This window comes from Paenibacillus thiaminolyticus (assembly GCF_003591545.1).
GTDB classification, from domain to species: Bacteria; Bacillota; Bacilli; order Paenibacillales; family Paenibacillaceae; genus Paenibacillus_B; species Paenibacillus_B thiaminolyticus_A.
The window spans coordinates 1-21,807 of record NZ_QYZD01000016.1 but is presented as its reverse complement, the minus strand read 5'-3'; the positions used below and the strand labels follow the sequence as shown (position 1 = coordinate 21,807).

At 53.2% G+C, this 21,807-nt stretch carries 14 protein-coding genes, 1 pseudogene and 1 riboswitch; of the genes and pseudogenes, 5 read left to right on the top strand and 10 right to left on the bottom strand.

Features of this window, described 5'->3' with window-relative positions; all coding sequences use genetic code 11:
- Positions 1-2: 2 nt before the first annotated feature.
- From DQX05_RS17260 to DQX05_RS17245, 4 genes are all read right to left on the bottom strand, one after another.
- Positions 3-2,312 carry a glycoside hydrolase family 3 protein gene (locus DQX05_RS17260; protein ID WP_119794780.1) on the bottom strand — a complete coding sequence of 770 codons (2,310 nt, stop codon included), beginning with the start codon at positions 2,310-2,312 and terminating at the stop codon, positions 3-5.
- Positions 2,313-2,317: 5 nt separating this feature from the next.
- Positions 2,318-4,618: a beta-glucosidase family protein gene (locus DQX05_RS17255; RefSeq protein WP_119794779.1), complete on the bottom strand. Its 2,301-nt coding sequence runs from the start codon at positions 4,616-4,618 to the stop codon at positions 2,318-2,320.
- Entirely contained in the window at positions 4,611-5,906 is a 1,296-nt protein-coding gene (locus DQX05_RS17250; RefSeq protein WP_119794778.1) for an MFS transporter, read from the bottom strand. The genes DQX05_RS17255 and DQX05_RS17250 overlap by 8 nt, the downstream gene beginning before the upstream one ends.
- Positions 5,907-6,074: 168 nt before the next feature.
- The gene (locus tag DQX05_RS17245) at positions 6,075-8,597 is read right to left on the bottom strand and encodes a GH39 family glycosyl hydrolase (protein WP_259392075.1); all 2,523 of its coding nucleotides are present in this window, start codon (positions 8,595-8,597) and stop codon (positions 6,075-6,077) included.
- A 92-nt stretch (positions 8,598-8,689) separates the two neighbouring features.
- Between DQX05_RS17245 and DQX05_RS32220 the strand changes: the two are divergent.
- Both DQX05_RS32220 and DQX05_RS17230 read left to right on the top strand, forming a co-directional pair.
- Positions 8,690-9,065, top strand: a pseudogene (locus DQX05_RS32220) (transposase); the annotation flags it as partial.
- A 670-nt stretch (positions 9,066-9,735) separates the two neighbouring features.
- Entirely contained in the window at positions 9,736-10,437 is a 702-nt protein-coding gene (locus DQX05_RS17230; protein ID WP_119794775.1) for a restriction endonuclease, read from the top strand.
- Positions 10,438-10,749: 312 nt separating this feature from the next.
- On the opposite strand, the gene DQX05_RS33220 is transcribed toward DQX05_RS17230, so the two are convergent.
- The 3 genes from DQX05_RS33220 to DQX05_RS17215 all read right to left on the bottom strand — a co-directional run bounded on the left by DQX05_RS33220 (position 10,750) and on the right by DQX05_RS17215 (position 13,334).
- Positions 10,750-10,917 carry a helix-turn-helix domain-containing protein gene (locus DQX05_RS33220; RefSeq protein WP_119794774.1) on the bottom strand — a complete coding sequence of 56 codons (168 nt, stop codon included), beginning with the start codon at positions 10,915-10,917 and terminating at the stop codon, positions 10,750-10,752.
- Between the two features lie 117 nt (positions 10,918-11,034).
- Positions 11,035-11,277: a hypothetical protein gene (locus DQX05_RS17220; protein WP_040731680.1), complete on the bottom strand. Its 243-nt coding sequence runs from the start codon at positions 11,275-11,277 to the stop codon at positions 11,035-11,037.
- 716 nt (positions 11,278-11,993) lie between these two features.
- Positions 11,994-13,334, bottom strand: a complete 1,341-nt coding sequence (locus DQX05_RS17215; RefSeq protein ID WP_119794773.1) for an alanine/glycine:cation symporter family protein — start codon at positions 13,332-13,334, stop codon at positions 11,994-11,996.
- 149 nt (positions 13,335-13,483) lie between these two features.
- Positions 13,484-13,582, bottom strand: a riboswitch (glycine riboswitch).
- Positions 13,583-13,874: 292 nt separating this feature from the next.
- On the opposite strand from DQX05_RS17215, the gene DQX05_RS17210 reads away from it, so the two are divergent.
- Both DQX05_RS17210 and DQX05_RS17205 read left to right on the top strand, forming a co-directional pair.
- Positions 13,875-15,353 carry an aldehyde dehydrogenase family protein gene (locus tag DQX05_RS17210; protein ID WP_119794772.1) on the top strand — a complete coding sequence of 493 codons (1,479 nt, stop codon included), beginning with the start codon at positions 13,875-13,877 and terminating at the stop codon, positions 15,351-15,353.
- Between the two features lie 420 nt (positions 15,354-15,773).
- The gene (locus tag DQX05_RS17205) at positions 15,774-16,769 is read left to right on the top strand and encodes a lytic polysaccharide monooxygenase (RefSeq protein ID WP_259392087.1); all 996 of its coding nucleotides are present in this window, start codon (positions 15,774-15,776) and stop codon (positions 16,767-16,769) included.
- A gap of 394 nt (positions 16,770-17,163) precedes the next feature.
- Here DQX05_RS17205 and DQX05_RS17200 read toward each other — a convergent pair whose 3' ends face one another.
- Both DQX05_RS17200 and DQX05_RS17195 read right to left on the bottom strand, forming a co-directional pair.
- Complete coding sequence (locus DQX05_RS17200; protein ID WP_119794770.1) at positions 17,164-18,138, bottom strand: NAD(P)H-dependent flavin oxidoreductase; 975 nt, start codon at positions 18,136-18,138, stop codon at positions 17,164-17,166.
- A gap of 255 nt (positions 18,139-18,393) precedes the next feature.
- Positions 18,394-19,143, bottom strand: a complete 750-nt coding sequence (locus DQX05_RS17195; RefSeq protein WP_119794769.1) for an SDR family NAD(P)-dependent oxidoreductase — start codon at positions 19,141-19,143, stop codon at positions 18,394-18,396.
- Positions 19,144-19,310: 167 nt separating this feature from the next.
- Between DQX05_RS17195 and DQX05_RS17190 the strand changes: the two genes are divergently transcribed.
- Positions 19,311-20,195 carry a LysR family transcriptional regulator gene (locus tag DQX05_RS17190; protein ID WP_119794768.1) on the top strand — a complete coding sequence of 295 codons (885 nt, stop codon included), beginning with the start codon at positions 19,311-19,313 and terminating at the stop codon, positions 20,193-20,195.
- Between the two features lie 136 nt (positions 20,196-20,331).
- On the opposite strand, the gene DQX05_RS17185 is transcribed toward DQX05_RS17190, so the two are convergent.
- Complete coding sequence (locus tag DQX05_RS17185) at positions 20,332-21,213, bottom strand: endonuclease/exonuclease/phosphatase family protein (RefSeq protein WP_119794767.1); 882 nt, start codon at positions 21,211-21,213, stop codon at positions 20,332-20,334.
- Between the last annotated feature and the right edge of the window lie 594 nt (positions 21,214-21,807).

Below are 21,807 nucleotides of genomic sequence, written 5' to 3'. Positions count from 1 at the left end.
GATCATTCACTGCGATCTTTTTTGTATTTCTCTGTCCGGCTGTCCTGAATAACGCCGCTCCAATTGAGCCCGAACCCGAAATCATACCGATGGTTCTCCGAATCGGCATGACACTCCATATCATGAGCCGCATCCTCCAGTTGCGCTTCCACGGTCTCCATACTGGCGGGCATTTGCATCGGCAAGAGACCGGATGGCTCGGCGGCGCCGGTCAGCACATCGAGGATGGCCTGATCTTGGACGCCGAAGTGAGCGAGGATTCCGTCTGCCGCAGTCTCGAATTCAGCGACGATTGCCGGGGTGGACAGCAAGAGGGAGACGATGACCGGCTTGCCTTTCATCCGCTCCGCCGTGTCCAGCAGGGCGTCCAGATCAGCTTCGTTATGCGTCGTCACCGTTTTGCCGTAGTAGGAACGGTTCTGCGCATCTCCTTCCCGGGCATCCCCGGCAAGGCTCTGCTTGCGCGCCTGCGCTGCCGTATAAGATTTATACTGCAAGCTGATCGGCACATACCCGTTCCCGCCATTGTCCGCCTCTTCCTGACTAAATCCCGTCCCCGACTTCGGACTGCGCATGCAGACGAGCGCGAAGTCAGCCTCATCCGGGTTATCCGTCACCTTGAAATATTTTGCGGCAATCTCCAGATTAAGTGGATATTCGAGCGTCTCCGGCGTCGGATTGCCGAACCAGTCCTTCCCTGACGGCGTGTACCGCTGCGGAATATAGATCGTGCTGCCAGGCTTGAGCGGTAAGATAGCGCTCTTGTTCTTGAGCATCACGATCGACTTGAGCTGCGCTTCATAACCGGCCTGCATGTAGCTGGGGTTCCCGACAACCCGCGCGCTCGCCTCGACGTCCAGATACGGGTTCTCGAAGAGACCGAGACGGAACATATTGGCCAGCAGCCGCACCGCAGACTGCTCGAACCGCTTCCGCATAGCCGTCTCGCCATGCTCAGCCACGCCCATTCGGTATGCTTCCAGCACGGGTTGGACTTCGTTGTTGCCGCCGAATTGATCGACGCCGGCCATCATCAGCTTATAATGCCGCTCGGCGACGGACAACTCTTCGACACCCCATGGCTTGCCCGACAGGAAGCTGTCCTTGCACCCCGATTCATCGGCGGTAATCAGCCAATCCGTGCAGACGACGCCATCATAGCCGTATTGCCCCCGCAGCAGATCGCGGATGAGATAGGCGTTATACGAATTGCCGACATTCTCCCCGTTCACGGTATCCTGATCGGTGGATATCGTGTAGTACGGCATGACCGCGGAGGCCATCTTCGTAGGTCCGTCAAGCCGGAACGCGCCTTCCGTGAACGGCTTCAGATGCTCCTCGAAGTTGTTCCCCGGGTAGACCGCGTATTTCCCGCACGCATAATGCGCATCCCGTCCGCCTTCGCCCGAGCCGCCTCCCGGCCAATGCTTCACCATCGCATTGACGCTGTCATACCCCCAACCGTCGGCAATCTCGGCGTCGTCCGCCGAGGTCTGGAAGCCGTCGATATAGGCGCGCCCCATATCCGTCGCCAGACGCGAGTCTTCGCCGAAGGTGCCGTTGAACCGGAACCAGCGCGGGTCGGTGGCGATATCGATCTGCGGCGACAAGGCCGTGGCGATACCAAGCGCCCGGTATTCCTTGGCCGCGATCTCGCCGAACCGGCGCACGAGTTCCGGGTCGAAGGTGGCCGCCAAGCCAAGCGGCTCGGGCCACATCGAGATGGCGCCCCCCGCCCCGGCATTGAATTCGGAGCTGGAATCGGAGCTGTGCCGCGGGTCAGAGCTGTTGTTGGCCGGAATGCCCAAGCCCGTGCCTTCCGCGAAGGCCTGCACCGCATTGCTCCATCGGGCCGCCGTCTCGGGGCTCTCCACCGAGGTGACCAGAATATGCCGCACATGATCCTCCGTCAGGAACTTGATCTGCTCATCCGTCAGATCCCACGGATTCGCGCCGCTCTCTTCATACGGTTTGCCGTCATAGGTGCTCGCGAACCAGCCGCGGCTTGCCGCCGGAATGGCTTGATGCCGGCTGTACAGCATCAAGCCCGCGATTTGCTCAATCGACATCTTGCAAGCGAGGTCCTTCGCCCGCTCCTCCGCGGGCAGCCGCCAATCTTCGTATTTATCCAGGCTTCCATTCCGATTCAAATCCTTGAAATAGAATCCGTCCTGCTCCAATATCGAGACGCCGGACGCCTTGGAATATCCGAGCGTCGGCCCTTGCTTATTGTGTACATATGCAATGGTTTCTTCTTGCCGTTCGACCGTTCTCTTTTTCTGTGTCACGTCTCCAATCCCTCCACTATCCATTCTCTTTACTTCAATCCCAAGACTTCATTCAGCCGCTCAATCAGCTTCTCCAGCTCGGCTTCTGTCATGCCGCTGCCCATCATGCCCGACAAGGAGCGAAGCCCGTCATATTTTTTCCACTCCACGACGGCTTCGAACAGCTGCGCCAGGCCGCTGTCATCCATGCTCTCCGCGAACATCGCCCCCATTCGCTTCACGCTCTCGAGGCTGTCGTTCATCGCTTGCTCGGCGAGCTGGGCCGTGGCCGGAAGCGCCAGCAGCTCATGGAAGCGCGTCGTGCGGGTCACCTTCGTGAACGGAATCGCCGTCGAATGAACGTCTATCGCTACCGTCAGCGGCGTATCCGCCGAGGAAGGGCCGACCAGAATCTCATAGGTTCCGCTCTCGGCGAACCAGTCGTGAATATCGGTATTAAAATAGGCAAAGGAGCGTTTGTCCAGAGTGAAGCTGACCGCTGCCGCTTCACCGGGATCCAGGCTGATCTTGGCAAATCCCTTCAGCTCCTTCACCGGTCTAACCACGCTGCTGCCGGCGTGCTTCACATAGAGCTGCACGACTTCCTTCCCTGCGCGGCTGCCCGTATTGCGCACCGTAACGGTTACGGTCGCCGTGTCCGTATCCTTCATGCTTGACTTGTCGAATTGAATTTGTTCATAAGCGAACGTCGTATAGCTGAGACCGTGCCCGAACGGGAACAGCGGCGTTTCTTTCTTCGTCTCATAGTAGCGGTAACCGACAAATATCCCTTCCCCGTAAAAGACTTCTTTTTTCCCGCCCGGGAAGTTCAGATAGGATGGCGTTTGCTCTAGCGAGACAGGGAACGTTTCCGCCAGCTTGCCGCTCGGATTGACATCGCCGTAGAGCACGTCCGCCGCCGCGCTGCCTGCCGCTTGCCCGCCCAAGTAGCCCTCGAGCACCGCCTTCACCTTGGGCAGCCATGGCATCGCCACCGGCGATCCGTTGGACAGGACGACCACCGTATTCGGCTGCACGGCCGCTACGCGCTCGATTAAGGCGCAATGCGACGCCGGCATGTCGAGATGGGTTCGGTCCAGTCCCTCCGACTCAAAGGCATCCGGCAGACCGGCAAAAATCACGGCGATATCCTTGCTCGCGGCCAGTTCTGCCGCTTCCGCGATGAGAGCTTCATCGATCGCGTCCTCCTCGAGCCGATAGCCTGGAGCGAAGTTGACCTCCCCTTCCGCCATCGAGGACATGAACTCGAGCGCGGTGTCCATCCGCGTCGGCACAATATGCGAGCTGCCGCCGCCCTGGTAGCGGGGCTGCGCCGCGAAGGCGCCGATCACCGCGACGGATTGCCTTTTATCCAGCGGAAGGAGGCCGCCGTCGTTTTTAAGCAAGACCATGCATTCCGCCGCCGCCCGCCGCGCCAAGGCATGATGCGCTTCCTTGTCGTAGGTGAAGCCCGCTTTCTTATTGTCATAGGCTTGGAAAATAACAGTTAGCAGGCGCTCCACCGTCTGATCCAGGACCGCTTCATCCAGCTCGCCCGATCGCACCGCATCCACGATCAGTTGGTCGTGATCCGGTCCGGCATAAGGCATTTCCAGCTCCAGCCCTGCCTCCAAGCCCTTCACCCGTTCGTTAATCGCGCCCCAGTCGGTCATGACGAAGCCTTCATGCTTCCAGGTCTCCTTCAGCACGTCCGTCAGCAGCTGCGAGTTCTCGGAGCAGAATTCGCCGTTGACCTGGTTGTAGGCGCACATGACGGTCCACGCCTTCCCGTCCATGATCGGGCCTTCGAAGCTGCGCAAGTAGATTTCATGCAATGACCGCTCGTCGACGACCGCATTGATGGAATTGCGCAGCGTTTCCTGATTGTTGACCGCGAAGTGCTTGACCGAAGTGCCGATACCCTGCCCTTGCACTCCCCGGACATGATGGGCGCCTATTTCCGAAGACAGATACGGATCCTCCGAGAAATATTCGAAATTGCGGCCGCACAGCGGAGAACGCTTAATGTTCACCGCGGGGCCAAGCAGAATCTGAACATCCTCCGCCTGGCATTCTTCCCCGAGGGCAGCCCCCACTTCCTCGATAAGCTCCCGATCCCATGAGGACGCGAGACCGGCGCCGCTCGGAAAGCATGTCGCCGGAACGGTCTTGCTCGACATATCGGCCGGATTTGCTTGCTTGCGAAGCCCGTGCGGGCCGTCGGTCACGACGATGGAGGGGATGCCCACCCGCTCAACCGCCTTCGTCTGCCACATATTCAGTCCCGAGCACAGACTTGCTTTTTCTTCCAGTGTCATTTCCTTTATGATGTCTTTCACTTGCCTACTCATGCGATAATCCTCCCGTACGCGGTAATGAAATGTCTTTGTTCGTCTGTCCGATTTCCGGCAAAGGCTTGACGGCCACCATGCCCAGCACGACGCAGAGCGCCAACACGATATAGAAGAACGTCCAGCCGCCGATGCCGAGCAGCAGCGGAGCGATCGCCGGCACGATCGATTGAGGCAGCGCATTGGCGACGTTCATCAGGCCGAAGTCTTTGGCGGCATCCTCCTTGCGCGGAAGAATCCGGGCCACCAATGCCATATCGACGGCGCTGAAGCAGCCGAAGCCCAAGCCGATGATGGCCGATGCCACAATATATGCCGTGTACTGAGGCACAAAGCCAAATAGCAAGATGCCCAGCACCATAATGAACGCCGAACCATATAAGAATGGCTTCTGCTTCTTGAATTTGTCGGACAGGATGCCGCCTAAAATACTCGTTACCGCCGACGCAAGCAAGCAAACAATGTTAAGGGTGCCGACGCTGTTCGTCGCTTGACTCTCTGTATAGCCCATCCGGTTCACCAGCATGACCGTCAAGTATAGCGTGCTGCAATATCCCATCATCAGCAGGAACTTCGAGACGAGAGCCCAGGTGAATTCCGGGAACTTTCTCGGGCTCGGATAGATTTTGCTGATTTTCTCGCCGAGCGACAGCTTCTGATGCCCGGTCTTCACGATCTCTACCTTGCCGTCGCGAATCACAAATAAACTGACAATCGGACCCGTGATACCGATGATCGCAATCACCAGCCATTTCATGTCCGAGGAGGCGGAGTTCATCAGCATCATCAGCACCATGCCGATGCACACGGCCGCCGGCAAGACGAGCCCGACCATACCGGATATCGTTCCCTGTCTCTCCTCCATGACCTGATCCGGGATAAGCGCCGTATAAGCCGCCATGCCGAAGTTGAAGAATAGCTGCGCAATCGCCCAGCCGATCAGGATTTGCCATATTTCCGTGGCCATCCCCACCCACATCAGCGCAGCGCATCCAACCAGCGGGCCGAGGAATATCCATGTCCGTCTTCGCCCGAAAGAGATGTTCGTCCGGTCGCTGATCGCGCCCCCAAGCGGGTTGCCGATCAGGGCGAAAAATGCGCCGGCGCCGGCGACTAAGCCGTACGAAGCGGTGTAGCCATTCGGATCGACCTCAATCATTTTGAAGGTGAGCAGCAGTATGGCCGGAGTCATCAGTCCGAGCATCATGCAGCCATAACCGAAGATGATGCCGAACGTCAACCGGCCCAGCGGAGTTCGGACTTGCCCTTTTATCATTGGTTCAGCCATCGTAAGTTCCTCCTAAGAGAGAATTGAAAACGTTTGCAAATATATTATAAAAAAAAGCCCCTGTTCCGAGACAGGCGGCTATTTATAGTCTTCTGTAGTTATTTTTAACGTCTTTTTTACAAACGCTTACATGACAGCATGATCCGAGATTAAAAAGTGACCCAATCGTCAATACACCGGGATCAGCTCCATCAGCTGCACCCCGTGAGGCTCCAGCACCGATACATAGGTCCTGCGGCCTTCTTCCAGATCGACATACTGGACATGCATCCGGGGGCCGGAATTCGCCTTCAGGTAAGCGATCTCCTCGGCAGACAGCGGCTCGGGCGCTCCCATCTCCACCCAGCGGTCATAGCTGCTCCCGTGCTTGCGGCCGATCGTATAGGTGACCACCCGGTAGGCGCCGGGGCGGATTCCTTTTAGCTCGACCTGCATTTTTACCGTTTTTTCATTCTTGAACCCGTTATACCGGTTCGTGCAATTGATGAAGGATGTATCCCCCATCGCATACAGGTCGTCGAAATGACAGTAATTGAAGGTCAGGATCTGATACCCTCCGCGGCCGGCGGTCGCGATGTAGCGATCCCCGCGGGCAAGGAGGCGATCTCCGAGCTTGGCAAGCAGCTCGTACGCAACGAACGCGGCCTTCGGAATGCCGTGCTGGGCGATCAGTCCCAGCCCTCCGTGATACAGATGGGCCGAAGCGGCGGTCTCCTCGATATTGTCGCTCAGCACCCAGTAGCCGAAGCCGCTGATGCGGTCCAGATTATCGATAATGTTTTTGGCGAGATAAGCCGCCTTGTACACAGTGTCATTCGTCAATTCCCGATGATACGCGGTCGAATTCCATTCCGTGAGAACCAATTCCTTGTCGGACAACCCTTGTTCGGCAAGCAGCTCCATCTCATGCGCCAGCATATCCCGCAAAAAATCCGGATTCGGGGAAATTCCGATGAACTCCTCCAAAATTCGACGGTACGGCTGCAGCGGCAGCGGATTCGCCGGCTCTGAATATAGCATGCCCTCAATATTTTCATGCGGATAGAAATGCAGCGGAATGAAGTCCGGTAAGCACTGATTGCGGCGGCAGAACGCATAGAATTCATCATTCAGCTGATGCGAACGAATGGTAATGATGCGGCCGGGCGCGCCGATGCGCAGCCGCTCCGATACGCCCTTCAATGTCTGATAGGTCCGCAGATACAGCTCCATATATTCCGTCAACGTTCCCGGCCAGAACGTCTTCAGCTCCGGCTCATTCCAGAATTCGAACTTCCATGTCTCCACTTCCTCCGCGCCGTAACGGTTCAGGCAGTGGCGAAGGAACCGTTCCACGAGCAGGCACCACCGATCGATCGATTTCGGCTTGCTGACGAAGCTTGCCTTGTAGAACACCTTCTTGCCCGGATCGTCCGCCAGCAAGGAGGGCATGAAGCCCAGCTCCACGAACGGCTTCAGGCCGACGGAGAGCAGGAAATCGAACAACTGGTCCACGAACCGGAAATTAAACCGGGGCTGTCCCGCCTCGTCTTCGTCATATATCATCATTTCATCGTCGAAGATGCCGTGGAACCGCAAATAGCGGAAGGGGCATATCCGCTGAACATGACGCAGCTGCTCCTGAACATCGGCATGCAAGCCTTCCTTCGCTTTGCCGATCGTGATCAACTGCTTCCACGTATGCCGAATCGGCTCGCCCGGGACGGACAGGTCCACTTCATAGGCGGCCTCTTCCACCTCGCGGATATCAGCCGCCATGCCAACGGATTGGCTTCGCTGCAAATACTGGTTGATAATGCCCAGAGCGCTGGTCTGATTGAACGCCAAATAGTTGTCCGAAGGCTTTTCCTTGTGATCCGTCGGCGGCCGGTATTGCTTGCGATACTCGTTGGGCGTCATATGATACTTTGCTTTGAAGGCGGCGTACAAAGACTTGGCATTCGGAAACCCGTGGTTCATGGCCAGGTCTGCAATCGGCGCGTCGGCATGCCGCAATAGATCCTCAACGGTGTTTTTCAAGCGGATGCTGGTCAGATAAGCCTGGAAGTTCAGGCCGATGTTCTCGCTGAAAAATTTGGACAAATACGGCACGGACAAATATTCCCGCTCGGCGATCGCCTGCAGCGTGATCGACTCCTGATAATGCTCGTCGATAAAGGTAATGATGCGCAGCATCCGATCCATATACTTCTCATTCATTACGCCTTCGATCGCGGGCCGCTTGAATTGCTTCAGGAGGATCGAAAGGACGCTCAGCATGCGTGCCTGCATGTCGAGCTCGTAGCCCTCCCCCTTCTTGTGCTTCAACTGCACCATCTCCGCCAAGCATTGGCGGATGCGGTCCAACGCCAGCTTCTCCTCCTTGCCGGCCTCCCCCGAATAACATGCGAAATTGATGGCTTCGACGCCGTTCACGTTATTCTTCATATATTTGGACGGGATAAGAAACGTCGCAATGATATTGACGTCCAGCCCAATGACTTCGTGAACATGGCCTTGATTGATCAGCAACACGTCCCCTTCGGACAAGGCATATTTCCGCTGATTCACCGTTGCTTCCAACGTACCCCGAAGCACGAAGATGACTTCCATGCTGTTATGCCAGTGATTAGGCACGTAGTTCACGCTGTGCAGCGATACATCGAATGGCAATGCCTCGTCCGTTTCCACGAATTCATAAATCGGATTCACCGGGATATCCTCCATTAGTACGATTTCTAGCTATGCGTATATCTATATACCTACATTCTATATGAAGTCGGGAGGAAAGCAAAAAATTTCATTGCGCCCGCCACTTCGTTCGGCAGATCAACCAAAGCTGCGTAGGCATTTTAGATGCTCCAGACTTGGAGAAAGCTCGGCTATTGCTGGATAAAACGTTAGAGACCTGCAGTGAGAAAGCAGAACGAGCCATGCGTATATTGGAGCAAGGTTTCGACGATGCTACGGCGGTAATGTCGATTCCAGAGAAGTACCGCAAGCGTCTGCGTACGACGAACAGCCAATAGCGTGTAAACGAGGCAGTACGGCGTCGTGAGCGTGTTCTTCGTATCTTTCCAAGCATACCGATTACTTGGATCCTTGCTAATGGAGATAGATGAAAAGTGGAGCAATGGCCGAAAGTATCTGGATATGACGGATTATTTGGTGTGGAGAAAAACAAACGTAAAAACCCAATCCAAAATTGTGCGATTAATTGAGGAGCGAGTTTTAATTGAGGGAAATTTACACACAATTTTGGACTTGACCTTCACATGTGTCGCGTCAATAAAGAGTAAGTCAGGTTCAAGGAAACCATGGCAAGCAGCTTCTTCGGGGATGCGATGAAAGATTCCTTCAAACAATCCCGTATCCCGAAAACGGCGTACATAATTCTTACCTGTTGTCGAATGACAAGAATTTAGAGATATTACCTCACCCAACCTTTTTAGTTAATACAATCCACTAGATTAGGCTCCATCCCTACAGCAGATATCATCCTGAATATAAAACTGCAACCTATTATTTTTCAAATCTTCTTGATTTCAACATAAATAACTTAGTTGAGGTGCGTATTTAAACCCGAGTCATGATACCACCCCATATCCCTAACGAGACATAAACCAATATCCGCTCGGCAGTGCTCCAGATTCCAACTTATAATATCCGATCATCCTGACAGCTCCTTGTCTTTTTTACAGAGGCGGCAAAACAGAACCGGCAGCACTGGTTCCAAAAGTGATTTTAAAATATTTATATTTATGGAAGGAAATATAATATATTCGCAGAATAGTACATACGTGCACATATAATTTGTGCATAAATTCGTAATTAGAAGGAGGTAATGTGGTTGTTGAAAAAGAAGTCTATCACCGGTTTGGTCGCGTTTTTTTCACTGTTATTAGTTTTTTCTACTTCAGTTTCTGCTAATGCAAAAATTCACTCTGCATCTCCAAAATCAACTGTTGCATGCGAAGACATCAGAGGCGAAGTTAGTTATCAAAAAGATGAAAGTGGTAAAATTGTAAAGAAAATAACTAAAGTTAGTGATGTCGAAGAATACTCAAAGAAATTTGGAATCACTCTCCCCTCACCAGATGCGGAAATTCTTCATATTAGCCCTGTCACCGAGATTGCTGATAAATCCACACCAACAAATCAACCTCTTTGGATAGGGGATCTTTATATAAAAAACCTTGAAGGTCCCAGAGAGGCATGCGATTCAGAACTACTTAAACATTCCTACTATGATTATCCAGGTGGAACAATGAGTGTGTCTCAAAGCGTACAAGCCTCGTATGGGGGAGCCGTTTCCGTATCTGCCGAGATCATAAACGCATCAGTTAGTTTCAATGTAACTCATTCTTATGCAGTTTCAGATTCACAAAACGTAGAGGTACCATTCGGAAAAAGGGCAAGTGTTAAAGCGTTTCCGGTAGTTTATGTCTGGCAGTATGATATATACAAAAAAGGCATATTCTCTGACTCTTATGAAGGTTACGGGTGGGCTCAGAAACCAACAGGTGTTTGTTTTTCCGTTGTAATTTATTAAAGATGTCCCTTGAATGAACTTCCCCCCGTCAAGTAGACAGTACAAAAAATAATCATTAATTAAGCGGCTTTGGTCCTGAATTCCATCGGACTGAAGCCGTTTAGTTTTGTTTGTAAACGTTCGTAAGGCCTGAATATCCCTCTCGAGCTCCTCAAAGGTATGGTAGGTGTGTAAATAATACTTCTCACAAAATTTGAGTTCCCCAGAAAGATTCCATTGGATCGTTAATGTAAATGACGGTATCGAAGGTTCGCTCGACTTTCACATAAATGGCATCATGACATACGTCTGCTCTGCATATTGAGATAACTCTCACTCTATGTATTCCTTCATCGCTTTAAGCTTAAGCTCAGCACTATAACTTCGATTATGGTTTCGTTTTTCTAACCCCTCATAACCATACACCCTGTAACGAGGACACCATTTCGCCAAAGTCGTTTTGCTGCTACCGTATTTCTTGGCTGCAGCCTTAACACCAATTTCGCCAAGGACGCATCATATTTTTTATTAGCCATAAAAACTCCCCTTACACATGTCTTATTATTTCACCTGTCTACCGTAAGGGAGCATATCAGAAACTACAGGGACAGCCTATCATTATTTTTTCAAGAGACGAATTAATCCTATACTTAACAGTACACCACCAAATATACGATAGGTTCCTGTATACGCATTAAAATGAGCCAGCAAATTTTCAGTATCTACACTCCCTCCCATACTCTTTACAAACTTACTTGCTTGATCATCGCCCATTCTTGTGCTATTTAATAAAAAATAAGCACCTACTAACACGCATATTATAGAAAGTATTTTTAAGATAATGTCTTTATTTTTATCCAACTTTCTCCCCCCTTAAATAATTTTCCTTAAACAGATGTCGGCCGTTTTTCAAACAAAGTTAATTTTACCATTTTTAATGTTTATTCACAAATCAATTGTTTCATTCTCACTATTAAGGAATATAACGAGATTATCAATATGTTTCCCATTTAAAATTACCCTAAATTTCGAAAGCCCATAAGATTGAGGCAAGTGACCGGGTCAATAGCAAATTGAGATGTTATAATGTGGTAATTACCCATGTTTGATAGAGACAGGGAGTTGTTGTGAATGGTCTTCCCCCCCTCCCGAGGCACACCCCCATTTTCCATGTGAAATTTTGGGGAATACTCATTCCAATTGAGCCAGTCTGGTCTCAATTCGTTTCCAAGCATTACGGTTGACGAAATCTTTAACACGACACTTCTTCCATGCCATCTGCAATGTCTTTAAGTTTTTGAGGAGCAGTAATTGTGATTGCAGAACCATCTTCATTGCTAAAAACAATAGACCAACCGTACGCTACATTGGTTTTAATTGATCCTCAGGTACAAACTCGTCCAAAGGGACCATGGAGACTCCAGAACTAATAATTTTTCTTCATTATATTAATGCGGTTAATAATTTAAAGTTCTCTGATAAAACAAGACTGTCGACAGGACTTTGTCGACAGTCTTAGCCGAACATCAAGTTCGGCCAGCCTTACTATTTCCGGGCACTGCCTGCCCTTGCGCTCCTCACTGATTCATATACCGCAAATAAAGACGGGTCTCTGCCACGACCACGCCGGACAATCCCAACAGTGCGATCAAATTCGGGAGAGCCATCAGCCCGTTCACGATGTCCGACAGCAGATAGATCGCATGCAGCTTGATGAACGCGCCAGCCGCGACCATGGCGATGAACACGATGCGGTAAGGCAAGATCGCCCGCACGCCGAATAAATAGACAATGCAGCGCTCGCCGTAATAATTCCACCCCAGAATCGTCGTAAAAGCAAATAAAATAAGACATAGCGTCAGAATGATAGAGCCGAAAGGCATCGCGGCATCGAACGCCGCCTGCGTCATCGCCGCACCTTCCGCCATACCGTTCCACGCCCCGGTCACAATCAGCGTCAGTCCGGTCAGCGTACAAATAATAATTGTATCGATGAACGTACCGGTCATCGATACAAGACCCTGTTCCGCGGGCCATTTCACCTTGGCCGCCGCCGCCGCGATCGGAGCGCTGCCGAGCCCGGATTCATTCGAGAACACCCCTCTAGCGATGCCGTTCCGAATGGCCATCATGACGGTCGCGCCGAGGAAGCCGCCTCCGGCCGCCGTCGCGCTGAAAGCGCTCTGGAAAACAAGCGACAGCGCGTTCGGAATCTTGTCGGCGAAAGTGATCAGAACGATGCCGCTGGCTACGACATAGATGATAGCCATCGCAGGCACGACTTTGGTGGTCACCCTAGCAATGCTCTTGAGACCGCCAATCGTCACTAGAGCTATCGCGAGGGTCACCACTCCTGCGGTTACCGCCACAGGAACCCCCAGGCTGGTCTGGCTGGATGATACGATCGCATTCACCTGCGGAAGAGTGCCGATGCCTAACAAGGCCACCAATACTCCGCTCACCGCGAAATAGATCGCAAGCGGTTTGAACTTCGCACCCAAGCCTTGTTCGATATAATACATCGGGCCGCCCGACACTTGCCCGTTCTCGTCGATTTTCCGGAATTTCACGGCCAACAAGCCTTCCGCATACTTCGTCGCCATGCCAAAAAATGCGGCCAGCCACATCCAAAACAGTGCGCCCGGCCCGCCTATCTGAATCGCGGTGGCGACGCCGACAATATTCCCCGTTCCGATCGTGGCCGCCAGGGCGGTAGCCAGCGCGCCGAAGCTCGTGACGTCCCCTTTGCCTTCGTTTTTCGCCGTGAATATGAGCTTGAGCGCCAGCGGCAGGCGAAGCACCTGCAGCAGCCCGAGCCGAATCGTTAAAAAGATACCGGTCCCCACTAGTAAGATCAGGAGCGGCGGCCCCCATACAAATTGATTCACCCGATCCAGCCATACTTCCAACCAATGCATTACAATTCCCCTCTTCATCTTGAAATCAATGTCTGACGACATAAAAAAGAGCCAAATCGATAGATTTGACTCCGGGGGACATTTTTGCAGAACAGCAAAAAGAATGATATGTGAATGCAATCACAATACCAACATAAAGATGCCTGACATCTGCAATCCCTGTCCTTTTACCTGAGAGTTTTAACGCGCGTCTTGCCACGTCTTGCCCCTTCGGTGCTCCGCGATGGAGTCTCTCCAGAGTCCTGTCCGTATACGGTCCTGCTTCATCCAATTCGGTTACGAACGATAACAAGCGCCTGAGAGCTTTGCCCCTTCGGCCAGGCTTGATCCTGTCTCCCGTATACTTCATCCAGTTATGAAGTTGTTCATCTATTATAGAGAACGATCTCAGATTCCGCAAGGATCAATTATATGGAAAAAAAGGACCACACCTGCTTTCTCCCGCTCACAACGGGCATGATTCGTCCTCCTGGAGAATACATATCTTGTGAGAGCCTGCAATCATTGTCAAAGAATATTCTCACGAAGGAGTGATTATGCTTGTCATCGTTCCAAATCAGTCCGAAGGTTAAAGCTTTTTTGCAAGGCACGAAGAAGCTGTTCATCAATGGAGAGTGGGTCGAATCCGTCCAGAACAACGTCTTTTCGTCGATCAATCCGGCTACGGGAGAAGTGCTCGCGGTCGTGTCAGAAGCGCGTGAGGAGGATGTGGACCGGGCGGTCAAGGCGGCGCGCCATGCATTCGATCATGGAAAATGGTCCACCATGAGCGCGGCGGATCGCAGCCGCCTCATCTATAAGCTGGCCGATCTCATCGAGGCGAACAAGCAAGAGCTGGCTGAGCTGGAGACGCTGGACAACGGCAAGCCGCTGCGGGAGACAAAGGCAGCCGATCTTCCGCTCACGATCGAGCATTTCCGTTATTATGCCGGCTGGGCTACAAAAATCGTCGGACAAACCATTCCTACGGCAGGCAACTTCCTTACCTATACGAGACATGAAGCGGTCGGAGTGGTCGCCCAGATCATTCCGTGGAACTTCCCGCTGCTGATGGCGGCCTGGAAGCTCGGCGCCGCCCTCGCCACCGGCTGCACCGTCGTCCTGAAGCCGGCGGAGCAGACGCCGCTGTCCGCCCTCTACCTGGCTCAGTTGACCCAGGAAGCCGGGTTCCCGCCTGGCGTCATCAACGTCATCCCCGGCTTCGGCGAGACGGCGGGCGCACCGCTCGTCCAGCATCCGCAAGTCGACAAGATCGCCTTCACCGGCTCGACGGTTGTCGGGAAATCGATCATGCGCGAAGCCGCAGATACGGTCAAAAAAGTAACGCTTGAGCTCGGCGGCAAATCACCGAACATCATTCTCCCGGACGCCGATCTGTCCCGGGCGGTGCCCGGCGCGCTGCGGGGCATCACCTTCAATCAGGGGCAGGTGTGCTCGGCAGGCTCGCGGCTCTACGTGCAAAAGAAATTATATGATAACGTCGTAGCCGACCTGGCGTCGGAGGCGAAGCGGATCCGGGTGGGAAGCGGCCTCGATCCGGATACGGAGATGGGCCCGCTCGTCTCGTCCGAGCAGCATGACATCGTGAAGCGCTATATCGAAGCGGGGAAAGCGGCCGGTGCAGAGCTGGTTACCGGCGGCAAAGTGCCTGGCGGACAGGGATACTTCGTCGAACCGACAATATTCGCGCATGTCGATCCGAAGATGACGATCGCCCGCGAAGAGATCTTCGGGCCTGTCGTGGCGGCGATGCCGTACGATACGCTCGACGACTTGATTGAGCAGGCCAACCAATCCGATTACGGCTTGGCTGCGGGAGTATGGACGCAAAATCTGAAGCAAGCCCACTATCTGGCAAGAAAACTGAAAGCGGGCACGGTCTGGGTGAACTGCTACAACGTCTTCGATGCGGCCGCTCCGTTCGGCGGCTACAAGCAATCGGGCCTTGGACGCGAGATGGGCTCCTATGCGCTCGACAACTATACTGAAGTAAAGACCGTGTGGGTGAACCTGAACTAGGACAACAGCGCCTAACTTACGCCGGACGGCTCAGGCCGCATCCGGACCGGAATCGTGTACATCGGGATTCGGCAAGACGTCAAGCCGCGCGGCTTGGCGTCTTTTTACCATGTTTGCTCCAGCCCGTTCCCTGCCCAGGCGCAGCAGCCGTCCCTCATAATTTTTTTATTTTTCATTAATAAGACATAAACCGCTTGAATAAAAATATTATCGAATCCGCCATTCCCCGATCATACATCCGCGTGCGACAAAGTTAAAGCGTATATCTCGACGCCTGTGCGGCGGACTCTTTGCCCTCATCCGGTATAAGCTCAGCTTGAGTTCTTATACACATCCATTCCAATCGCAAGGAGGAAAATGAAGTTGGCAAATCGTTGTGTACCCCATCCATTATTCCGGAGATTGCTGCTATCCAGCGGCATGGCGCTCGCCCTCATGTTCGTCATGATCGTCTTCTCCGGCAAGGCGCTTGCCCACGGCTACATTGATTCCCCAAGCAGCCGCGCCGACCTGTGCGCCAAGGGCGTCAACAAAAAATGCGGGTTCATCATCTACGAACCGCAAAGCCTGGAAGCGCACAAGGGCTTCCCTGCTGCCGGTCCGGCCGACGGCAAGATCGCAAGCGCGAATGGAGCTTTTCCGGAGCTGGATCAGCAATCGGCCACCCGCTGGAGCAAGGTCAGCATTACGCCGGGAACGACGACGTTCCATTGGACCATTGAAGCCAATCATGCGACCACGAGCTGGAAGTACTACATCACGAAGCAGAACTGGAATCCGGATGAGCCGCTCACTCGTGCTTCCTTCGACTTGACCCCGTTCTGCAGCGTCGATTACAAAGGCAAGCAGCCGCCACATTCCTATTCGGATACATGCGATGTCCCAAGCCGCACTGGCTATCAGGTCATCTTGGCGGTATGGGAAATCGCGGATACGGCGAATGCGTTCTACAATGTCATCGATGTGGACTTCGGTGGCGGTTCCCCGGTCGATCCGACGCCTCCTACGGCGCCATCATCCTTGACCGCTTCGGCCATCACTTCGTCGAGCGTGACCTTGACCTGGAACGCATCCACAGACAATGTTGGTGTAGCCGGATACCGCATTTATAACGGAACGGCACTGGCGGTAACGACGAGCGGATTGAGTTACACCGTGTCCGGTCTGCAGCCGGAGACCTCCTATACATTTACGGTTGTGGCGTTTGATGCAGCCGGCAATGTCTCCCCGCCCAGCAGCGCGTTGAACGTCACGACAGCGCCCGCCCCGGCCGCGACGCCTTGGGCTCCCAACACTTCGTATGCGGCCGGCGCGCTTGTCACGTACAACGGCAAGACGTATGAGGCGCGGGTCGCGCATACCTCGCTGGTCGGCTGGGAGCCGCCGAATGTCCCTGCGCTGTGGCTGTTGCAATAATGTGCCGCAGCGAACGGAAGCCCTGATCGCCAGGGCTTCTTCCTTTTTCATAAGTGAGTCTGCCCGATGCTGAGTCACTTGCATCAACCGGCAACAAGTGGAAATTCTAGTCTATCTCCACTAAAATAATAGAAAGATATGGGTGAACAGCATCCGTACATAGACAACTATAGGAGGCAGCAAGGAAACATGCAGATTTCATATTGGAAGGGCGCCGCCGTACAGCTTAGCGCTCCCGACACAGAAGATATTGAAGTCTACTTCGGCATGACTAAGGAAGAGTTTCAAGAGCTATATCCCCAATGAGCTTGGAAGCCCGTAACGACAGAAAAGGGGCTCACCGCCCCTTTTCGCTTGCTACTACATAAACTGCCAGCATCACAAGGCCTTCTTGTCAGCCCTTGCGAGCATTGACGAGAGAAGCATAGGTTTGCTGATACTCCTCCCGCAGCTCGGCGACGACCTCGGCAATAGGCGCCGTCTGCTTGATCGCCCCCACGCCTTGTCCGGCCGACCAAATATCTTTCCATGCCTTGGCTTCGCTGACTTGCGCAAAAGAGAAGTCCATCATGTCCTTCTTCTGCAATTGGTTCGGATCAAGCCCTGCATTGCGAATACTAGGAACGAGATAATTGCCATGGACGCCGCTAAGCGCATCCGTATAAATCAAATCTTCCGCATTCGATGCCATGAGCATGCTTCGATAAGCCTCACTTGCGAAGCTTTCGGCCGTAGCAATAAAGCGCGTTCCCATATAGACCATATCGGCGCCTAGCACCTCCATCGCTACGATATCCTGCCCGCGGGAGATGCAGCCGGCGACAATCGTAATCCCATTCCAGAATTCTTGTACCGCACTCAGAAAAGCAACCGGGTTGAGCGTTCCCGCATGTCCGCCGGCGCCGTTGCACACGAGAATCAAGCCATCAATGCCCGAATCGGCCGCTTTTCTCGCATGAGTCAGATTGATCACATCGGAAAAAACAAGCCCGCCATATTCATGCACGATATCGACAACCGCTTGAGGATTCCCGAGCGATGTAATCACAATCGGCGGCTGGAACTTCTTGATCAGCTCGAGATCTGCTTCGAAGCGCTTGTTCGTTCGGTGCACGATCAGATTGACCGCCCAGGGAGCAACGGGCTGAGCTCCCTCTTGTTGCTTAGCTGCGGCCAGCTCTTGCGTAATCCGCTCCATCCATTCTCCCAAAATTTCGCTCGTACGGGCGTTCAGCAGAGGGAACGAGCCGATAATACCGGCTTTGCAGCCTGCAATAACCATTTCCGGGCTTGACACGAGAAACATAGGAGCGGCAATAACAGGCACTGTTAGCCGCTCTTTGAGCCGTGCGAATTGCTGTTGCGACATGATCCTCATCCCTTCAACCATTTCTATGTGACACTGAAATCTAGTAACCAATTCTGTTGATTAATTACAGGTTACCAATTATGACCAGATATTTCAATCATACGATCCAGTTCTTCGCATTATCACTTGTTCTTATTGGCCTCCACTCCTCATCACCGTCATCCGAGAAAAAACGCCGAGCCTCTCGGATTCGAAGACTCAGCGCTTATGTTCCATTATCCACTTGTTCAAAGTCCCTATGCGGCAGCGCTCCGATTATTTGAAGGAAGCATACCCTTCATCCGCCATCACGACACTTCCGTTAATCGCGCTGGCTTCCTCCAGAGACATCAAATAGACCGCATCGGCCACTTGCTCGGGCTGCGTCAATTTGTTGCCGATGACTTTGGCTTTCATCGTGTCTACCATGCCTCTATCCTTATAGCCCTGAATAATCGGCGTGTCGACGGCGCCCGGCGCGACCGCCACGACGCGAATACCGTATTCCGCTAGCTCTAGCGCCGCCGACTTGGTCATCATAATGACCGCGCCCTTCGTCGCGTGGTAAGCGAACGTTCCCGGCGAAGCCAGGAAGCCGAATACCGAGGCCGTATTGATGATGACGCCCTTGATGCCCAGCTCTCTCATCTTGCGGCCGGCTGCGATAATCCCATAGGCTACCCCGTGCTGATTCACGTTGATGACATCATGATAATCCTTCACATTCTGGTCGAGCACCGGCGTAACCCGTCCGATGCCGGCATTATTGAACATGACATCGATGCGGCCGAACGTCTCGACCGCTGTGTCCACCAAGGACTCCATGTCCTCGAGCTTGGATACGTCCGTCTTGACAAAGATGGCTTGTCCGCCCTGCTCCCGAATAAGATCAACCGTGGCTTGTCCGGCCTGTTCGTTGAAGTCAGCGACCACGACGCGATCGCCCTTCCGCGCGAACTTCAGCGCCGTTTCCTTGCCGATTCCGCTTGCTCCGCCAGTGATAACCGCTACTCTGTTCTCCGTCATGCTTCATTCCTCCCTATGTTGTTGTTCAGAACTGAATTGCTGAATTGTGAGAAAGCTCATTGACTTCAAGCACTCTCTTATGCCCCTATTGTAACACCGCTTATAATTAACTAAAATTTATATAAACTAATATATAATTAAGCAATACTTAATATGAGGTGTAAGCTATGAATCTCGAACAACTCGAATACATTGTCCAAGTGGCCAAAACCGGATCATTTACAAAAGCGGCGGAGCATTCGCATGTCACGCTGTCGGCGATAAGCCAGTCCATCTCCTTGCTCGAATCGGAATTGGGCGTGAGCCTGTTCCACCGCTCGCGCGGATTGGGAGCCGTTCCGACGCCGGAAGGCAAAGCCCTCATCGCCAAGGCGAATGAAGCGCTAGTCGCGCTCCATGAGCTCAGGGCCGAAGCCCAATCCTATAGCGACGCCTTGAGCGGACAATTGCGAATCGCCACCATACCGGGACCGATGCATCTGCTGGTGCATGTCATCTCCGGCTTCAAGCGGGATTATCCAGGGGTAAGGGTGGAGATTATGGAGAAGGGCCCGAAGGAAATATTGGAGCTGCTGAAGCATGATAAGATTGACATTGGATTAATCGCACTGCCGGAAAGTCTGCTCCATCAACAACGCTGCCTTGCCTTTGAACGGCTCTTGGAAGGCAAAATGGTGGTCGGCGTCCATGAGCAGTCCCCTCTTCGTCTGGAGAGCGCGATAACGCCCGATAAATTAGCGAAGCAGACGTTCGTGCTGTATGATGACGAGCATATCCGGGACTTCATGGATCAGTTCGTCGCGGCCTATGGCGAGGTTGACATTCTATTCATTAGCAACAATACACAGGCGATTTACAATGCGGTCAAGGAAGGCATCGCGGTGACGATCGGACTCGATTATTCGTTCAAGGAAGACGGAGAGCATATCATCACGCTGCCGCTGGAATCCCCTAGTACCGGACCGGTTTATTACGGGTGGGTGCATCCGGAGGAGAAGCATATCGCGCGGGCGGCGAAGCGTTTTCTGAACAGGCTTCAGGCCGAGCTCTAATCTTCATTTGTGAGATCTGCTGCTTCAAAACAAAAGGCAGCCCCCGGTCCGTCCTGCGCCCTCCATGCAGACGTCAAAACGCCGGGGATTGCCTTATGTTCCAGCACGATAGCGGTCGTGGACTCTCCCTCTTCAGCTACTGCTCATTCCACAGGATATCGGCCACAACCGGCATATGATCCGAAGGGAAGCGGCCGTTCTGCTGATCCGCCAGAACCCCGTATTGCAGCACGCGAACCTGTTCCGTGACGAAAATATAATCGATTGGCGAATCGAGATCCTCTCCATTATCGCCTTTGAAGCATTCGCCGTCGCGGTACAGGCATTCGATCAACCGCTGAAGCTGAAAGCCGTGGAACGTGAACGACGGCCCGAAATGCGGGTTCTGCGCCGCGTAGCGGGCATCCCGCAGCGCGCCGAAGCCATCCCCGACTCTGGTTAGGATGCCGTACGGCACGGATGATTCGGTGCAGTTGAAGTCCCCTGTAACGATGACAGGGCAGCGTTCTTCCCGCTTCGCGATCCGGTTCAACAGCAAGTGCGCGCTCTGCTCCATCGCTACCGTCCCAACATGATCGAAATGAGTATTGAAATGGATGAACCGCGTACCCGTCAGCTTATCCTCAAATCGAACCCAAGTCACGATACGCGGGCAGGCGGCGTCCCAGCCGAGCCGGCCAGGCACCTCCGGCGTCTCGGAGAGCCAAAATGTTCCGTTCTCAAGGGGCTCGAGGCGGCTCTTGCGGTAGAAGACTACGCAGAATTCCCCTCCATCGGCTCCATCGTCTCTGCCCTTGCCTACCCAGCCGAAATCAGGCAGCATTCGTTCCAGATCGGCGATCTGATGACGAAGCGCTTCCTGCATGCCGACCGTATCTGCGCGGTGGAAGCGGATCATGCTGGCGACCATATCGGCCCTGCGGCTCCATCTCTGCTCCCCATCCTCTATGTTATCGCTACCATACCGAATGTTAAAAGACATGCATCGCAATGATTGGTTCTCATTATGTAGCATCATAACTGTTCACTCCTCTTGGCGATGTGGCGATCGATGTGCGATGGTTGGTGTACGCTGCACTCTTCTATTTTATCTCACCCGATCCCCGATTGGAACTGCCCCTCCCATAAATTTCAGTGCTGCGGCTTGGAGCAGGCCGCATCTGCACCTGAACTGAATAGTGGGGACGAAGCCAGTAGAAGGCTTATCCAGGCGATGAGTCCGATCCACCCGTCCCATTCGAGCATGAAGCCGCCGCTCCACCCGCTCAGACTGGATCCGGCATAATGCTGGCAGCGGCGCACGCTAACGGCCGCGAGAGCTTCGCGTGTTCGTTATTCAGCCAGCGAACCATTTCTCATTTCGCTGCTATTTCTGTTCCACAGCCCGGGCACTTCATCTTTTTTCGTTTATACCCTAAAACGGCCCCGTCATGTTTTAATGTATCTTTCCAGACATACTGTTTTTTACAGCAGGGACAACTGTCAAGCCTAACATGCTCAATATTGTCACCTCCCCATATCGTCATACTTCGACATAAGGAAGGATATTCCGGCATAAAAAACCAGCTAATGTTTGTCAAGCTGCACCCTTGGTGATTTAATGAATTACTGA